The organism is Acinetobacter sp. UBA3461 (genome assembly GCF_002381195.1).
GTDB classification, from domain to species: domain Bacteria; phylum Pseudomonadota; class Gammaproteobacteria; order Pseudomonadales; family Moraxellaceae; genus Acinetobacter; species Acinetobacter schindleri.
In genome coordinates this window covers 1-16,486 of the sequence record NZ_DFRO01000002.1, presented here as the reverse complement: position 1 = coordinate 16,486, position 16,486 = coordinate 1, and the positions used below count along the sequence as shown (strand labels likewise).

The window sequence follows — 16,486 nt, the reverse complement described above, 5'->3', positions numbered from 1 at the left end:
TGAAATAAAAAAACGCGCTTAAAGCGCGTTTTTTTATTTGATACTTAGCCCCAAGGGTTTGTGAGATCAATATCACTCTGTTTATTAAAGCCACTGAGAAGTGAGCTAAAGTCAAACTTCGGTAATGGACTACCGCTCGAGATATTGGAAATTGTTTCTTTGATGGTCGGAATAATTTCAGTAATACTGATATTGTTATCAACTGAGCTACCACCTGAAATAAGATCACCTAATTCTGGAATAATGCTCGAACCTAAGTCGCCTAGACTTCCATCAAGTAAGCCTTCAAATGCATTTGAATCTAAACCATTGCCTAGGTCGCCTAAACCACCCAGTAAGCCACTCAGATTAGAGCTATCATTCGCACTCACGAGACCACCAAGTAAATTGGTCAATTGTGAAAGGTCGAAGTCACCGCCATTATTGCTGAAGCCAGAAATAATATCGGTAATCGCACCTAGGTCGAAGTCACCAAGACCACCTGAACCACCAATTAAGCCACCGACCAGTTGAGCGATCTGACCGATATCGATGTCACCATTGCCTTCAATTAAGCCGCCAACCAAGCCTACAATTGCCCCGATGTCGATACCTTCAAGACCACCAGAGCCACCGATCAGGCCACCGACAAGCTGAGCGATCTGTGCAATGTCGATGTCGCCACCTTGGATTAAGCCGCCAACCAAGCCTGCAATTGCCCCGATGTCGATACCTTCAAGACCACCAGAGCCACCGATTAAGCCACCAACGAGTTGAGCGATCTGCGCGATATCAATGTCACCGCCTTGCAGAAGGTTACCAGCCAGGTCAGCAATTTTACTGAGATCTAAATTACCGGAACTACCACCAATTAACCCACTGATTAATTTAATCACGGCATTTAAATCTAAATTTGATGTATTGTTACCCATTAAACTACCCAGCAGATTACTGATCGAACCCAGATCAAAACTGCCGCCGTTGGCTTGAGTGAGTTTGCTAATTAAACTGTTAATATCGAGTTTTGTAGCATTCGAACCGGTAAATTGAGTAATTAAATCAGTCAGGGAGCTTGAACTTAAACTCTTACCTGAAAGTAAGCTATTTAAGAGGGAATCTAGGGAAGGAGTAGCGGGAGTAGAACCCGTGATAGAACCAATAATGCCAGAAAGACTGCCACCTAAAAAACCGCTAAGTAAACTCTTGTTTTGCGTCTCTGTCGTGAGCACCGGGCTGAGTTTACTTTTAATTGAACTAAAAATACTGAAAGCCATAACCGTTCCTTGCGTTTTTGTCTTGTTTTGATTATTTTGCGTTGTAAATAAAACGACTAATTTTTATTCAATTTCTATACAAGTGTAAATCTAAGCATGAATAATCACGTTTTGAAAATAGTATTATTTGCCTGAATAAAGCTTTAAATAGATTAATTTATGATAAATAATAAGGGTTTATTAGATATTTGCGTTTATCTAAAATATATTTTATGTGATGAATGGCTATCGAAAGGACTTAAATTTCCTCTAGATCATCATCTGGTATTTTTTTGCAAATATCTGGTAATTTATGAAAAAAATATTAATACTATGCGTAAAATAATGATGTATTTTAATAAAGTGGCAAGAGATTAAAGATGGAATTAGATCGTTTTGATAAGCACATTCTTGAAATTTTGACCCATGAAGATGTCAATTTGAATGAACTCTCTGAACGGGTGAATCTTTCGGTCAGCTCGGTTCACCGCCGTATTAAACAGTTGATTGACCATAATATTATTAGTGGTCTAAAACGGGAAATTAATTATCAAAAGCTTGGTTTCAGTCTGCATGTACTTTTGCAGGTTTCCTTAAGCAAACATGATAGTGACACTTTTGCCAAATTTCTGGGTGAGCTGGAAAGTATTCCTGAAGTGATTAATGCCTTTCTGGTAACAGGGCAATCGGCAGATTTTATTGTCGAAGTAGTCGCACGTGATATGGAAAACTACAGTGAGATCCTGCTTAACAAGATCGGCAAGATTGAACATGTAGTCGCACTGCATTCCAGCTTCGTGATCAAGGAATATAATGTTTTTAACTGCAGTGGCTTACTCAATAAAGTTTAATTGAAGAGATAGCACTATCTAAATATTTGTCTCCGAATAACTAAGTAAATTGATTGAAATCACCTACAAAATGATTTAATAAGATAGATCAAAATAAAAAACGCACCCAAAAGTGCGTTTTTGTTTTCCTGAAGATTAAGCGTCTAGCTGAGCCAATACTTCTTCAGAGAATTCAACGTTGGTATAAACGTTTTGAACATCGTCCAGATCTTCAAGCATATCAATCATTTTCATGATTTTTTTCGCTTGATCTATATCCGTGATTTCAGCTTTGGTGGAAGGGCTCATCACAACTTCAGCATTATCAGATTTTAAACCTGCAGCAGCTAAAGCATCCTGAACTGTACCGAAGCTTTCTGGTGTAGTAATGACCAGGATTTCATCTTCATTAACTTCGATGTCTTCAGCACCAGCTTCAAGAGCGACTTCCATGATTTGATCTTCTAAAGACACATCTTCAAAAGTAATCTCACCACGTTTGGTGAACAGGAATGCAACTGAACCATTAGTCCCTAAGTTACCATCAGTTTTAGAGAAGCAGTGACGTACGTCAGGTACAGTGCGGTTCAGGTTGTCTGTCATTGTTTCTACAATTACGGCAACACCACCTACGCCATATCCTTCGTAAGTTACTTCTTTAAGATCGTCGTTATCTTCGCCGCCTGCGCCACGTTGAATCGCACGGTTGATCACATCACGTGTCATGTTTACAGACAATGCTTTTTCGACAACAGCACGTAAACGTGGGTTGCTACCCGCATCTGGTCCGCCGAGTTTTGCAGCAGTAGTTAATTCACGAATATATTTGGTAAAAAGTTTACCGCGGCTAGCATCTTGTTTTGCTTTACGATGCTTAATATTGGCCCACTTGGAATGACCCGCCATGCGAAATATGCTCCTTGTAGATTGGCTGTATGCCTATCGAATTGGGCAAATTCTACCATAAGGGCTTTTTTTAAAAAAAGAGCCTGGTTTTTAGATTTAACGATAATGACAAAAAAATAGACGCACTGAGAAATTTATTCGGGGATTAAAGGTAATAATTTAGTTTAAAAATAAAAAATATTTATTGTGGAAAAGAGTATAGAAGGAGAAGAAGAAATGAGATGCTAGGTCATGCATAACATCTCATGGACATACATTATTTTTTTTCAGGGATCACGATATCCAGACCGACATTGTCTTTATAAAGCTGTTTCATTAAAGCCAAGTCATGTTCAAGGTCTGTTGGATAAATTTTTCCGAAAATGCCACCCTGTTTGGTTTTAGAGTTGGCATACATGAGTACAATAGGCACATTCGCTGCTTTGGCAATATGCCAAAAACCGGTACGAATTGGTCGACGCTCTTCACCATTTTTGGCACGAGTCGCTTCAGGTGCAATCACCAAATTGAATTTTTCATTACTCTGAAAAAGTTCAACCATCTGGGTCACAATATCCTTGCTCGATTTACGATCTACCGGAATACCGCCAATGTTTTCTAATAATGGCTTAAATGGACCTTTAAATAATTCTTTTTTAATCAAAGTATGAATTTTGATGTCGTATATCTGAAATAAGGCCAGAGAAAGCACGGCATCCATCATTGAAGTATGCTCAAAGCCCACAATCACTTGCTTGTCTTCAAGCACATTTGGTTCAACGTGATATTGCCAGCCTGCAAGTTTAAACGCAGATTCGCCAATGAATTTCTTAAACATAGGGGATGGAGTGTGTGAAAAAAAAACATAATTTGTGCTTGTTCTTATATTTCGTCAAGTGGAATTAATTTAAAAGCCTTAAATACATTCAAAAAGCAAGTGAATAAATATATAGAGTAAGGGCTAATTAAGATCTAAAAACAATAACAAAATTAATTTTAATTAGTTAAACATCTTATAATAGATAAAAATACTCTTAAAAATGCTAAAAAATGGCTGTTCAGTACAAAAAATAGTTATTAGACTTTTGTCGAAGTCCAGGGATATGTTTCGGCTTTAAGACACTTCCAATCATGTTTGCTAGAGAGGATAAAGAATGACTTATTTAACGGCTTTGGTGCTCTCATTGTTCATTTTTGCACTCATTGTTGTATGGTCTTTGATCGAAATTTATCTGGATATGCGCAAAAAAGAGAATTTGGAGCACGAAGCTTAAACTTTTAATTAATTTCATAGCTGAATTGATCCGGATATAAAAATTAATTCAGCCATTCAAAGTATTTAAATAATTATATATAAAAAGTATAAAAGTATAGTCAAAGCTAATTTTTAAATATATTTTGATAGCAGCTCTGTTTTGTAAAGAAATGGAAATTTTCCTTCTGAATGACTATCAGAGCCTTCTAAAGTATGAGGAATTTCCAAAGTGTCTATTTTTTTCTAATTTATAATTGCTGATGAAGTGTGCAAGTGGGCATAAAAAGGCTTGTCTTTTAAAAAAATCTTAGCTAGTATTCTTGTCGCCTAAACCTATTGATAAATAAGGTTTTCGGTATATAGGGCCTATAGCTCAGTCGGTTAGAGCAGCGGACTCATAATCCGTTGGTCCACAGTTCGAGTCTGTGTGGGCCCACCAAATTATTAAGCACTTAGAAGTAAACGTCTAAGTGCTTTTTTATTTATCCCTTTCATAAAAATAAATATCTAAAATAATTAGAAAATAATGAAAATTCAAAACTTTATCAAAGGTAGGATTCTTTTTAGCTTCATTCAATACTCTAATGACGGTGAGGGTCACCGATAATAAGATGAATGGTAGAAGGAATCACACCATGGCTTTTAAGAATATTGCAGATCAAACCAACGGTTTTTATATCCCTTGTGTTTCACTTTTCGGTCCAGGCTGTGCCAAAGAAATTGGTGCTAAAGCCCAAAATCTAGGTGCAAAAAAAGCCCTGATTGTGACCGATGACGGCTTATACAAATTTGGTGTCGCAGATACCATCGCAACTTATTTAAAAGAGGCGGGTGTCGACAGCTATATCTTCCCGGGCGCAGAGCCAAACCCAACCGATATTAACGTCCATAATGGCGTGCAAGCCTACAATGACAATGGCTGTGATTTCATTGTCTCGCTAGGCGGTGGTTCATCGCATGACTGTGCCAAGGGTATTGGTCTGGTCACAGCAGGTGGTGGTCATATCCGCGATTACGAAGGTATTGATAAAAGTACAGTACCGATGACACCACTGATCGCCATCAATACCACAGCTGGTACAGCATCGGAAATGACCCGCTTCTGTATCATCACCAATACTGATACCCATGTAAAGATGGCGATTGTGGACTGGCGTTGTACACCGTTAATCGCAATTGATGATCCTAAACTGATGGTTGCCAAACCAGCAGGCTTAACTGCAGCAACCGGTATGGATGCCTTGACACATGCGGTAGAAGCTTATGTGTCGACTGCGGCCAATCCGATTACCGATGCCTGCGCTGAAAAGGCCATTACCATGATCAGTGAATGGCTGAGCCAAGCAGTAGCGAATGGCGATAATATCGAAGCGCGTGATGCGATGAGTTATGCACAGTATCTGGCAGGTATGGCATTTAACAATGCATCCTTAGGATATGTGCATGCCATGGCACACCAGCTTGGCGGATTCTATAACCTGCCGCATGGTGTATGTAATGCCATTTTACTCCCGCATGTATGCGAATTTAACCTGATTGCCTGTCCAGATCGTTATGCAAAAATCGCTCAGTTGATGGGTGTAAATACAGAAGGACTAACAGTCACTGAAGCAGCCTATGAAGCAATCAATGCCATTCGCCAGCTTTCAGCTTCCATTGGAATTCCATCTGGTCTGACAGGACTCGGTGTAAAAGAAACAGACCTTGGCATCATGGCAGAAAATGCGCAAAAAGATGCCTGCATGCTGACCAACCCTCGTAAGGCCAGTCATGCGCAAGTAGTCGACATTTTTAAAGCGGCAATGTAATGCCTCAATGTAAGTCATCTCTCCACTCGGCAGACTTACATTTTTTGCAACCCTGCTCGCACTTCTTATGAAGTGTGCCAAGACAAGTGTATCCCCATATGATTGTCTTGGCTTATCCTTACACCCTTGATAAGGATAAAGAGCAGGCGTTGCTCTTTTTTTTAACTAAAATTTAGTTAACTCAAAAAGATATATAGAGTGTTTTTCCATCTTGGAATCACTGATTAATAGGGGGTGAATGAGTTCTATAAAAATGATTAAATCATATACCTTATTACAAGGTGATTCTTGTCATGGATGCAGTGAAAAAGTTTTATAAAAATTATAATTTTAAAGTGCTGAATAACTTTTTATATTCGATTCAATTAAAAATTATTGTTAGATAAATCAAGCCTATTATCAACTTGAAAGTCAAAAGCTCCTAAGGCTTAAATATCGTGAAACTTAAGTAAGGTCTGATGCACCGGATGGTTCTTTGGCATCAGCTCAATCAGGCGTTCTACAGCATCAATGGCTTCCGGGAAACGTGCCACATGCTTGAGTAGTACATCAGTTTCATTGGCTTTAAAAATGGCATCACTAAGTCGTGATTCCAGACAATCCCGCCAGGCGCATAAAAATGGACTCTCTGTTTTTGCCAGAAATATACCCGTATATAACTTCAAGGCAGAATCGATATAACCCGCATCCAGGGACTGTTCTGTCTGTAAAAAGTCTGCTTCTACATGAGCGAGTAAACGATAAGGTCGGGAACCGAGCATACCACCCAAGATATCACGTAGCTGTGACATTTCCGCTTTTAAGGTGCCGATACTGACTTTGCGTTCGCCATAGAGGGCCTGATGTAGATTATCCAGACTTAGGCCTTGCGGACATAAAGCCAGAATTGCCAGAATTTCAATCTGGCGTGGTGTCAGAACCAGTGCCTTGCCATTGAAAATTACATTTGGGACGGAAAAAGCGCGAATATACAAACGCTGTTTCTGATATTCCAATAGAGCCGATTGAATGAGTGTGGAGCAATGCTCAGCAGCAAGCAGCCCTAAATTGTTATGCTTATGCCAGGTTGTTGACAGATCAATCACACCCAGGATTTGTTTCGAATAAGGATCAATAATCGGCGCGGCATAACAGACCAGGTCATGTGCTGATGACATGTAATGTTCACTTGAAAATACACAACTCGACTGCTGGGTTTTGATCGACAGCGCGAGGGCATTGGTACCGACCAGTTCCTCCCGCCATTGTCCGCCTTCAATCAGATGCACATTTTCAGCAACTTTACGCATTTCAGGACAGGATGCTGTCCAGAGAACGGTGCTACCAATATCTCCTACAGCCAATACCATAGAAGACTGTTCAGCAATATGCCTTAGATTTTCAGCACAATATTGTAAAGCATGGCTTAAAGCCGAGGATGAACAGACTTTCTGGATATCGATCAGCGGGGCTGCCAAACGATCCTTCGGTATATCTGCTGAAGATGAGCGTTGCCAGGAGCTGACAATGCTCTGTTCTAACTGTGCAGCATGCAATGGCGATAAACTGCTACTTTGACGCAGTTGGTCAATTTTCTGCCTGTGTTGTATCAAACTTTGTTCTGTCATCATTCCTTATCCTCACAATAATTCATGATTTACATCCGATGTAATTATTATTGTTTTTATGAAGAATCAAAAGAAATGTAAACCTGCTGAGTTCCAACCTTTCTCCAACCTTATGCAGGTTATGTTAATCAAATAATGTACGGGTGTACCTTATACCAAAGCTGTAGATGCGGCTTTTTTATAGATTAAAATAAGCAAAGGAAATACATATGCGTTATATCGATCCGAATCAGCCTGGCTCAAAAGTTCATTTCAAAGCCCAGTATGAAAATTTTATTGGCGGGCAATGGATAGCGCCAGTCAAAGGCGAATATTTTGATAATCTCTCACCTGTGGACGGTAAAGTATTTACCCGGGTGCCGCGTTCCAGCGTAGAAGATATTGAGCTGGCACTAGATGCTGCGCATAAAGCCAAAGCACAATGGAGTAAATCTTCTCCAACAACTCGTTCTAATATTCTGTTAAAAATTGCTGACCGTCTGGAAGCCAATCTGGAGCTTCTGGCAGTGGCTGAAACCTGGGACAACGGCAAGCCGATCCGTGAAACCTTAGCGGCTGATATTCCTTTAGCAATTGACCATTTTCGTTACTTTGCTGGTTGTATCCGTGCACAGGAAGGCGGCATTTCAGAAATCGATGAAGATACCATTGCCTACCACTTCCATGAACCTTTGGGCGTGGTGGGGCAAATTATTCCATGGAACTTCCCGATTCTGATGGCAACCTGGAAACTGGCACCGGCTTTGGCAGCAGGTAACTGTATTGTCTTGAAACCTGCAGAACAGACACCGGTTAGTATTCTGGTGCTGGTGGAACTGATTCAGGATCTGTTACCGGAAGGCGTATTAAACATCGTCAATGGTTATGGCGTTGAAGTGGGACGTCCACTCGCAGTGAATCCGCGTATCGCCAAGATAGCCTTTACCGGTTCGACTTCTGTGGGCCAGCAGATCATGCAATATGCCACTGAAAATATTATTCCTGTTACCCTGGAACTCGGTGGTAAATCACCGAATATTTTCTTTGAAGATGTCATGGCACAGCAGGATGATTACCTGGAAAAAGCACTGGAAGGCTTCACTATGTTTGCCCTGAACCAGGGAGAAATCTGTACCTGTCCATCACGTGCCTTGGTACAAGAAAGTATTGCCGATCAATTCCTGAAACTGGCGGTTGAACGGGTTAAACGAATCAAAACAGGTCATCCACTGGATACCGAAACCATGATTGGCGCGCAGGCATCGCAGGAACAGCAGGACAAAATTCTCGGTTGTATCGCAACCGGTCGAGGCGAGGGTGCAGAAGTGCTCGTTGGTGGTGGTGCACGTCATGAAGTTGGTCAGGGGTACTATATTGAACCGACCATCTTTAAAGGTACCAACAACATGCGTACTTTCCAGGAAGAAATTTTTGGACCGGTATTGGCCGTGACCACCTTCAAAGACTTTGATGATGCGATCAAGATTGCCAACGATACCATCTATGGTCTGGGCGCTGGTGTCTGGTCACGTTCTACCCATACCGCTTATCGTGCTGGCCGTGCGATTGAGGCAGGGCGTGTCTGGACCAACTGTTATCACATCTATCCGGCACATGCGGCCTTCGGTGGTTATAAGAAATCAGGCATTGGCCGTGAGAACCACAAGATGATGCTGGACCATTACCAGCAGACCAAAAACCTGTTAGTCAGCTACTCAACCAAACCAGCCGGATTCTTTTAAAATGATTCAAAAAGCGAACCCCGGTTCGCTTTTTTTATAGATAACATTATTTAAGATGATGAAATTGCGATATGCATCACTTTAGCTGATTAAAAGGATGAATCAATTGAAATTTAACTTTATCGGAAAGTCGAAAAAATGCATGAAATTGATTTTACATTTTCAAAAAAGATGATTATAAGTAAGGGGTGGTTTTTTAATCAAAATAATAGACACTCAGGAAGAGTGGGCTACAGAAGCGTATTTAAATAATGATGAAACGGGAGTTTTGACAATGCTTCAGCTTTTGAAAAAAATATTTTGCTTGCACATTTATGAATATCAACACATGGAAGAAATTGGCACACAGCGAGAATGTCGCAAGTGTGGCATCAGTAAAGATTAATACCTACCCCCCAGAAAAGTGAGCATTTGCTCACTTTTTTATGCCTGAAATTAAAAATATTCCGTTAAAATATGGCATTGTTAAAACGTCAATGGGGGCAGAATGAGTAAAGACTTTCAGGCTGAAACTTATATTGTTGATGAAAATCTCGCAGATACCTTACATTGGCTTAGTCTGCATCAGGAAAGTTTCGAGTCACTAAATTATAATGCCATTACTCAGACACTTACAGTAGAACATGCCAATGGCAGTGATGTCATTCGGGTAGGGGATTACCTCAATGCGAAATATGGCATCCTGATTACGGCACATAATTTTGCTAATACCTCTAACTTCGATCAAAAATAATCTATTTACGTGATTGGAGTTGAATCTGACCTGATAAATAGAAAATCTTTAATTAAAAAGGTTTATCAAGCGAAAAATAAATAAATTTTAAACTCATATCATAAAGCCCACCTAAGGCGGGCTTTATTAACTTCAGAAGCGATTTATTCCTATTCACGGTGATTGCCATGAATATTCTGATTTTGCAGATCTGCTCGATGCTGTTTGTTTAAAACCCGTTCATCCTGTTCATGCTGATTGTTCTTAGGCGAATTAACTGGCCCATGCTGCTGAGGTTGCTGCTGTTGCTGAATTTGATTCTGGTGCTCATTTTGCAGCTGTTCCAGCAACTCTTGATTTGGATTTTTTGATGACATCATCGTCCCTCCATTTCATTTCTGAGACTATTTAAATTTATGCCACAGTCTGAAAATAAGGTGTGTAAGGCTTTTAAGGGAATCTGTGACACCAGGTAAAAATAGACAATTATCTGGATTTAGAAAGTTGTTCCTGAATCGACCAATCGATATGTACCTGTACAACTTCATCATGTTGAGCGCGAGAGTTTTGTAAGGCCTGAATAATCGCTGGATTAAACGGCGCATTGCCTAAACCAATAGCAATATTGCGTATAAAGCTTTGATAACCGGTACGCCGTAGCGGACTACCTTCTGTCGAAGCTAAAAAGGTGGGCTCATCCCATTGCCATAAATCCAGCAGGCTGGCTTGATCCAGTCCATGCCGTGGATGAAAATCTGCAATGGTCGTCGTCTTGGCAAAGCTGTTCCAGGGACAAATCAACTGACAGTCATCACAACCAAATACCCGGTTACCAATGCCACGACGAAGATCTTCAGGAATAATGCCTTTATATTCAATGGTCAGATAGGCAATACAGCGCCGTGCATCCAGCATATACGGCTCAACAATCGCCTGTGTCGGGCAGATATCGATACAGGCCGTACAAGAACCACAGTGTTTGGTCGTCGGTTCATCAAATGGCAGTTCCAGTGAAGTAAACAGTTCGCCGAGTACAAAGAAAGAACCGGATTTTTTATGAATCAGCAGCGTATGTTTACCAGTCCAGCCCATACCGGCATTTTCAGCCAGAGACTTTTCAAAAACGGGTGCTGAATCGGCAAAAGGACGTGATTCAAATTCTCCGACTTTTTCTTTGATTTTAGCTGACAGCATTTTTAGCCGACCACGCATGGTCTTGTGATAATCACGACCACGGGCATAGCGGGCAATAATTGCAGAATTTGGTGCATCGGGAACCATTCTCGGTTCAGGTGATTCGACTAGATAATCCATACGAACACAGATGATTGATCTAGTATTTGGAATTAATAGTGTTGGATCAGCGCGTTTTTCCAGATTTTCTTCCAGAAATTTCATATCGCCATGATAACCACGCTCCAGATATTCCTTCAGACGTGGCAATTCTGCTTGAGCATCCGGCCGGGCAATGACACAATCAGAAAAACCTAATTCCAGCGCTTGTACTTTGATCCATGCTTTGAGGGCTTCTGAATCCTCTTGAAAAACCTGAATTTGCGCGGGAGAATCGGGTGTAGTCATAAACCGGGAACAGGGAATAAAAAATGCAGCAACAAGTTTACCATAGCCCCGTTTATCATAGCCAAAGTATTCAAGCTTGGGAGCAGCGTTGGTTTGCCCGAAAAAACAGTTCTTATGGTCTGATGCAGCAAGTCGCCTGGAGCATTGTGCAGCGCCTGATTCCTTTATTTGTTGAAGAAAATGTTCAAAAGGTCGCGGTCTGTTGTGGGCAGGGTAATAATGCCGGAGATGGCTATCTGGTTGGGAAGTACCTACAGCAGGCTGGTTTTGAGATAGAGATTTATGCAGCAGAAAAGGGTGGTTCACAGGATCTGGCTTCGGCGAGTCAGGAAGCACTTGATGCAGGCATAAAAGTCTATCCGCATTTTGATTTTCAGACTGAATATGATGTCTATATTGATGCGTTATTTGGGATAGGTCTTAACCGTGATCTGAATGACACATGGCAACAGATGATTCTAAGTATTAATGCTCAAAAGGGCTTAAAGATCGCAATCGACATTCCAAGTGGTCTCCATGCTAATACTGGGCAACCTTTGCCAGTCGCTATTCAGGCTGATTATACTTATACGGCACTGGGGCTTAAAACAGGTTTGTTTACCGGGCAGGGGAAAGCCTACGCTGGGCAGGTGGAATGTATATCTGCAATTCCAACCGATGCTGAATTGAAACCTGTTGCTCAATTATCTGGTACTCACATCCATTTACCCAAACGTCAGGCCTTTGGACATAAGGGCAGTTATGGACATGTGCTGGTGATTGGCGGTCATGCTGATATGGGCGGTGCGGTAATCATGTCAGCGGAAGCTGCATTTGCAGCAGGAGCGGGTAAAGTGACTGTCATTTGTGATGCCAAACATCATATGGCAATCCTTTCACGGGCACCAAATATCATGCTTCGGGATATGAATGCCCTAGATGAAGATCAGCGTGATAATCTGTTGCAGCAAGTAGATGCCGTTTGTTTTGGTATGGGCCTGGGACGTGATCTCTGGGCTGAACAGCAGTATCAGTTCTGGTTTTCTGCACTTCAGCAATCAGAACTGGAAATCATATTAGATGCAGATGCACTCTGGTTTCTATCAACACAACCAGAACAATTAAATCCACGAACCTATTGCACCCCTCATCCGGGCGAAGCCGCGACTTTATTAAAATCTAAAACTCAAGAAATCGAAGCTGACCGAATCGCTGCCATTCATACCTTACAGCAGAAATTCCAAGGACAGTGGGTCTTGAAGGGCTCGGGCAGTCTAATTCTGGAAGATCAGCTGTATATCTGTACTGCGGGTAATCCGGGTATGGGCACTGGAGGGATGGGCGATGTACTGGCTGGCATGATTGCCAGTCTGAAAGCCCAGTTGCATGAGAATATTCATCTGCATGAAGTCGTGACTTTACATGCCTTGGCCGGAGATGAGTTGGCAAAATATGGTCAGCGTGGTTTGCAGGCACAGGATATGAAACAGGCCATTTATAAAGTGGTTAATCTGTAGGGAAGTCATGATGCAGGCTGTGAAACTGATGATTTCAGGAAAAGTGCAGAAAGTAGGCTATCGAAACTGGTTTGCAGTTCAGGCAGTAGAACTGGAATTAAAAGGCTATGTACAAAATCTGCCAACTGCACAGGTAGAGGCTGTAGTGGTTGGAGATGAGAGAAAAATTCAAGAGATGATTATACGTAGTCAAAAGGGATCAATTTATGCAGATGTAGCTGATATTCAGCAACTTGAATTAAATCCTGCTGAATATCAGTTTGACAATTTTCAGATCAAATATTCATATAATGATTAACGACGTCTGCTGACACGGCTACGTCCACGTGCCATGCCACCTAAAGCATTCAGTACTGCCATCTTGCTCATGCTACCCGAAGCATGGGCATGACAGATTGCCGCAGCCAAGGCATCCGCTGCATCCTGTTGGGGTTTGATGCTGAGGTTTAGAATTTTCATGACCATCATCTGTACCTGTTCTTTTTCTGCTGCACCGTAGCCAACCACAGACTGTTTGATCTGACGTGCCGTATATTCAGCGACTTGCAGATCCAGATTGACCAGTGCTGCAATGGCCGCACCACGGGCCTGGCCGAGTTTCAGGGCAGAGTCCGGGTTTTGTGCCATAAACACCTGTTCTACGGCCGCTTCTGTCGGACCATAGAATTTAACAATACGTTCAACCCCGGCAAAAATTCGCTTTAATCGCTCAGGCATTTCCGCAGTTTCCGTCCTGATGGTTCCTGCATCCACAAAAGACAGTTTGGAACCTTCTTTTTGAATAATGCCATACCCTGTAAGACGTGAACCTGGGTCAATCCCAATAATTAATGACATGCCTGCACTTTAAAAATAAAATAATGCCCATATTGTTACATAAGCGTATCAAAAAAGCTTGATCCTGATGAAGCAGTTGATTACATCCTTAATTATTGAATAGAGATTAGATTAATTTTCATGAAATTATTTCTTATTATCCTTGCTGGCGTAATCCTGGAAGTATTTGTGTGGATTGGCGTGGGCGACCTCGTCGGGAGCATGTGGTACGTCTTTTTCTGGTTTGTGGCCGCATTCTTTATCGGTATGAATCTGATTCGTAAATATGCCACCGGACTCATGCCGCAGATGCAACAAATGCAAATGGGCCAGATGAGTGCCGATCCGGCCATGACCAATAATCTGCCGAAAATTCTAGCTGGTTTTTTCCTGCTGATTCCAGGTCTGATTACAGACGTGTTGGCGGTATTAATGCTGATCCCCGCTGTACAACAGGCATTTAAAGCGACGATGATGAAAGTCATGATGAAACGCCAGCAAGCCATGATGGAAAAAATGATGGGTGGCATGATGGGCGATATGGGCGGTGCTCAAGGTCAGAATCCATTTGCAGAAATGATGCGTCAGATGCAGGAAATGCAAAATCAGCAAGGTGGTCGTGGCGATTCAACCATTATTGATGGTGAAGCACGTGAAGTGACGCCAGAAGCGAAAAAGATTGAAATGAAAGATGTGAATCCAAAATAATTTCGATTTACATTTATGCAGCCGGATCCAATGATTCGGCTTTTTTATGTGAGTAAATTAAGATAAAAGTACTGCGAAAATTTAAACAAAAGTTATAATGCTGCGGTTTCAGTCATTGCTAATAGAAGAAATATGTCTTTGTTGTTAACCATTTGTGGTTTGCATTTTATTGCTCAACTGAGCCCCGGACCGGACGTCCTGCTGATTGCACGAAGTGCAGCATCTACTACCCGTGCCAATACCTTAAAAATTATTGCCGGCATTTCGGCAGGGATCGTGGTTTGGGTAGTGCTGACCCTGGCTGGTTTTACCGTGCTGATTGACCAATTCCCCTGGATTCAGCAAGTACTCATGATTGTGGGTGGAGCATTTCTGGCAAGAATGGGCTGGGCGATGCTCAAAGGCGGATTACAGGCATTTAAACAGCGCCATGAAGCCAGCGATGATCAAATAATGATGAATGAAGCGAAAAATTATTTTACTTTGGGTTTGTTGACCAATCTGTCTAATCCCAAAACACTGATTTATTTTAGCAGTGTTTTTTCATTGGCCCTCAGCTCATCAGCTTCAGATTATCTGAAATCACAGCTGGCAGTGATTATTCCACTACAAACTTTCCTGACTTTTGCTTTGCTGATGCTACTCATCTCTCAGCCGAAAATCAAAGTGCTGTACCAACGTGCAGGCAACTATATAGATTTGATTTCGGGCATACTGTTCCTGATCTTTGCAATCTGGCTTTGGTATGACGCATTGGTTTTAATGAATTAAGAAGATCAATCCTGATGAGAGAGATCTTGGTCAGCCGGAATAGGGGAAACAGTAGTTTCTTCTTTTTTTTCATTTGTTTTTTGTGAAGAGCTATAACGGTTTGGTTTTAACGTGGCTTCTGTATTTTCTGAACCTTGATAACTGCGACTGCGGTTCGCACGTTCTCTTAAACCACCTTTGCGAATTAACTGCACCATACTCAAAACCTCTACAAGACTTGTATTATTGTAAATCAACTGGGCAGAGCATTGCGGAATTTCTAAGATATATACCTAGTCTTGCAAGAATCAGTGTTTATAAAATGATTCGGCCTGATACTGAATATCAGGCCCCTGAGAAAAATGAACCATGAAAATCATCACTGTTTGAATTAGGAAGATTGTTTTACTTCGAGTTGTAATGCATTGAAAATAGTGTCTTTGGTGGGTACATCCTGTTGGGCTTGTGAAGAGACATGAACCACTTTAAATATGACTGCTGCAGCTAAGCAGGCCAATAGGCACAACATCCAGAAACTATAAGGACTTCTGATGCTGTGTGAGCCACAATTTGGACATGAGGTATCGGTAGATGAAACAGCTTTATTGCAGCATGCACAATGATATTGATACTGCATATTCTTCTCCTTATTTTACTAGTTTTTATGGTTATTATTTTTAAACATCAATTTTGAATTGTGTGTTTATATTATGTGAGGAAATGTTTGTATTCGATAGTGCATCGTGAGATTAAACATGTAAGCAATTGTGGACAGTGTTTTATCCAGAAAGAATTTTAATTTATTTAAATTATCTGATGATGAACAGAATTTCCTCTAAAAATTCTCAATGACTCTATTCAAGCATATCGCCTATTTAACGTAATCTCTAAATTGCAAACAGCCTGCATAAAGCAGGCTGTTTTTATTTAATTTAAATGATTACTGACCCGAACGGATGATGTAGTCAAATGCAGACAGTGATGCTTTCGCGCCTTCACCTGTAGCAATGATGATCTGCTTGTAAGGTACTGTGGTACAGTCACCCGCAGCAAATACACCTTTCACATTGGTTTCATTGCGCTCG

The 16,486-nt window shown here is 41.2% G+C and carries 17 protein-coding genes, 1 tRNA gene and 1 pseudogene; 9 read left to right on the top strand and 10 right to left on the bottom strand.

All coding sequences use genetic code 11. The annotated features are described in order from the left end of the window. Nucleotides 1-44: 44 nt before the first annotated feature. The gene (locus B3D47_RS00125; protein ID WP_286859254.1) at nucleotides 45-1,253 is read right to left on the bottom strand and encodes a hypothetical protein; all 1,209 of its coding nucleotides are present in this window, start codon (nucleotides 1,251-1,253) and stop codon (nucleotides 45-47) included. 359 nt (nucleotides 1,254-1,612) lie between these two features. Here B3D47_RS00125 and B3D47_RS00120 point away from each other — a divergent pair, with 359 nt between their 5' ends. Continuing rightward, nucleotides 1,613-2,083: an Lrp/AsnC family transcriptional regulator gene (locus B3D47_RS00120; protein WP_004815486.1), complete on the top strand. Its 471-nt coding sequence runs from the start codon at nucleotides 1,613-1,615 to the stop codon at nucleotides 2,081-2,083. Nucleotides 2,084-2,218: 135 nt separating this feature from the next. Here B3D47_RS00120 and B3D47_RS00115 read toward each other — a convergent pair whose 3' ends face one another. Then, nucleotides 2,219-2,968, bottom strand: coding sequence for a YebC/PmpR family DNA-binding transcriptional regulator (locus tag B3D47_RS00115; RefSeq protein WP_004815488.1), 750 nt, complete (start codon nucleotides 2,966-2,968; stop codon nucleotides 2,219-2,221). Nucleotides 2,969-3,224: 256 nt separating this feature from the next. Beyond that, complete coding sequence (locus B3D47_RS00110) at nucleotides 3,225-3,785, bottom strand: 1-acyl-sn-glycerol-3-phosphate acyltransferase (RefSeq protein ID WP_004815491.1); 561 nt, start codon at nucleotides 3,783-3,785, stop codon at nucleotides 3,225-3,227. Nucleotides 3,786-4,564: 779 nt separating this feature from the next. Between B3D47_RS00110 and B3D47_RS00105 the strand changes: the two genes are divergently transcribed. Beyond that, a tRNA-Ile gene (locus B3D47_RS00105) sits at nucleotides 4,565-4,641 on the top strand. A 196-nt stretch (nucleotides 4,642-4,837) separates the two neighbouring features. After that, complete coding sequence (gene mdh, locus B3D47_RS00100) at nucleotides 4,838-6,010, top strand: iron-dependent methanol dehydrogenase (protein ID WP_004892680.1); 1,173 nt, start codon at nucleotides 4,838-4,840, stop codon at nucleotides 6,008-6,010. A gap of 428 nt (nucleotides 6,011-6,438) precedes the next feature. Here mdh and B3D47_RS00095 read toward each other — a convergent pair whose 3' ends face one another. Then, nucleotides 6,439-7,620: a hypothetical protein gene (locus B3D47_RS00095; protein ID WP_004892686.1), complete on the bottom strand. Its 1,182-nt coding sequence runs from the start codon at nucleotides 7,618-7,620 to the stop codon at nucleotides 6,439-6,441. 206 nt (nucleotides 7,621-7,826) lie between these two features. Here B3D47_RS00095 and B3D47_RS00090 point away from each other — a divergent pair, with 206 nt between their 5' ends. Together B3D47_RS00090 and B3D47_RS00085 are read left to right on the top strand one after the other, a co-directional pair. Beyond that, entirely contained in the window at nucleotides 7,827-9,338 is a 1,512-nt protein-coding gene (locus B3D47_RS00090) for an aldehyde dehydrogenase family protein (RefSeq protein WP_163169554.1), read from the top strand. Between the two features lie 487 nt (nucleotides 9,339-9,825). Then, nucleotides 9,826-10,071, top strand: a complete 246-nt coding sequence (locus B3D47_RS00085) for a hypothetical protein (RefSeq protein WP_163169555.1) — start codon at nucleotides 9,826-9,828, stop codon at nucleotides 10,069-10,071. Between the two features lie 149 nt (nucleotides 10,072-10,220). Here the strand turns inward: B3D47_RS00085 and B3D47_RS00080 are convergent, their stop codons facing one another. Together B3D47_RS00080 and queG are read right to left on the bottom strand one after the other, a co-directional pair. After that, the gene (locus B3D47_RS00080) at nucleotides 10,221-10,430 is read right to left on the bottom strand and encodes a hypothetical protein (protein ID WP_004892694.1); all 210 of its coding nucleotides are present in this window, start codon (nucleotides 10,428-10,430) and stop codon (nucleotides 10,221-10,223) included. Between the two features lie 106 nt (nucleotides 10,431-10,536). Next, the gene (gene queG, locus B3D47_RS00075; RefSeq protein ID WP_278364615.1) at nucleotides 10,537-11,631 is read right to left on the bottom strand and encodes a tRNA epoxyqueuosine(34) reductase QueG; all 1,095 of its coding nucleotides are present in this window, start codon (nucleotides 11,629-11,631) and stop codon (nucleotides 10,537-10,539) included. Nucleotides 11,632-11,654: 23 nt separating this feature from the next. Between queG and B3D47_RS00070 the strand changes: the two genes are divergently transcribed. Both B3D47_RS00070 and B3D47_RS00065 read left to right on the top strand, forming a co-directional pair. Next, a complete protein-coding gene (locus tag B3D47_RS00070; protein ID WP_286859242.1) occupies nucleotides 11,655-13,127 on the top strand; it encodes an NAD(P)H-hydrate dehydratase in 1,473 nt (490 codons plus the stop codon). A gap of 7 nt (nucleotides 13,128-13,134) precedes the next feature. Further along, entirely contained in the window at nucleotides 13,135-13,425 is a 291-nt protein-coding gene (locus B3D47_RS00065; protein WP_286859239.1) for an acylphosphatase, read from the top strand. Here B3D47_RS00065 and ruvC read toward each other — a convergent pair. Next, entirely contained in the window at nucleotides 13,422-13,964 is a 543-nt protein-coding gene (ruvC, locus tag B3D47_RS00060; RefSeq protein WP_004815506.1) for a crossover junction endodeoxyribonuclease RuvC, read from the bottom strand. The two genes, B3D47_RS00065 and ruvC, sit on opposite strands and share 4 nt — an antisense overlap. A gap of 120 nt (nucleotides 13,965-14,084) precedes the next feature. Between ruvC and B3D47_RS00055 the strand changes: the two genes are divergently transcribed. Together B3D47_RS00055 and B3D47_RS00050 are read left to right on the top strand one after the other, a co-directional pair. Continuing rightward, complete coding sequence (locus B3D47_RS00055; RefSeq protein WP_004892709.1) at nucleotides 14,085-14,651, top strand: FxsA family protein; 567 nt, start codon at nucleotides 14,085-14,087, stop codon at nucleotides 14,649-14,651. A gap of 132 nt (nucleotides 14,652-14,783) precedes the next feature. Then, on the top strand, nucleotides 14,784-15,422 hold the full coding sequence (locus B3D47_RS00050) for a LysE family transporter (RefSeq protein WP_163165677.1): 639 nt from the start codon (nucleotides 14,784-14,786) through the stop codon (nucleotides 15,420-15,422). Nucleotides 15,423-15,427: 5 nt separating this feature from the next. On the opposite strand, the gene B3D47_RS00045 is transcribed toward B3D47_RS00050, so the two are convergent. The 3 genes and pseudogenes from B3D47_RS00045 to B3D47_RS00035 form a co-directional block, all read right to left on the bottom strand. Beyond that, nucleotides 15,428-15,619 (bottom strand): hypothetical protein, encoded by a 192-nt coding sequence (locus B3D47_RS00045; RefSeq protein ID WP_286859234.1) that lies wholly within the window; start codon nucleotides 15,617-15,619, stop codon nucleotides 15,428-15,430. A 173-nt stretch (nucleotides 15,620-15,792) separates the two neighbouring features. Next, on the bottom strand, nucleotides 15,793-16,038 hold the full coding sequence (locus B3D47_RS00040; RefSeq protein ID WP_004892715.1) for a hypothetical protein: 246 nt from the start codon (nucleotides 16,036-16,038) through the stop codon (nucleotides 15,793-15,795). A gap of 303 nt (nucleotides 16,039-16,341) precedes the next feature. Further along, nucleotides 16,342-16,486: pseudogene (locus B3D47_RS00035) on the bottom strand (pyridine nucleotide-disulfide oxidoreductase); the annotation flags it as partial.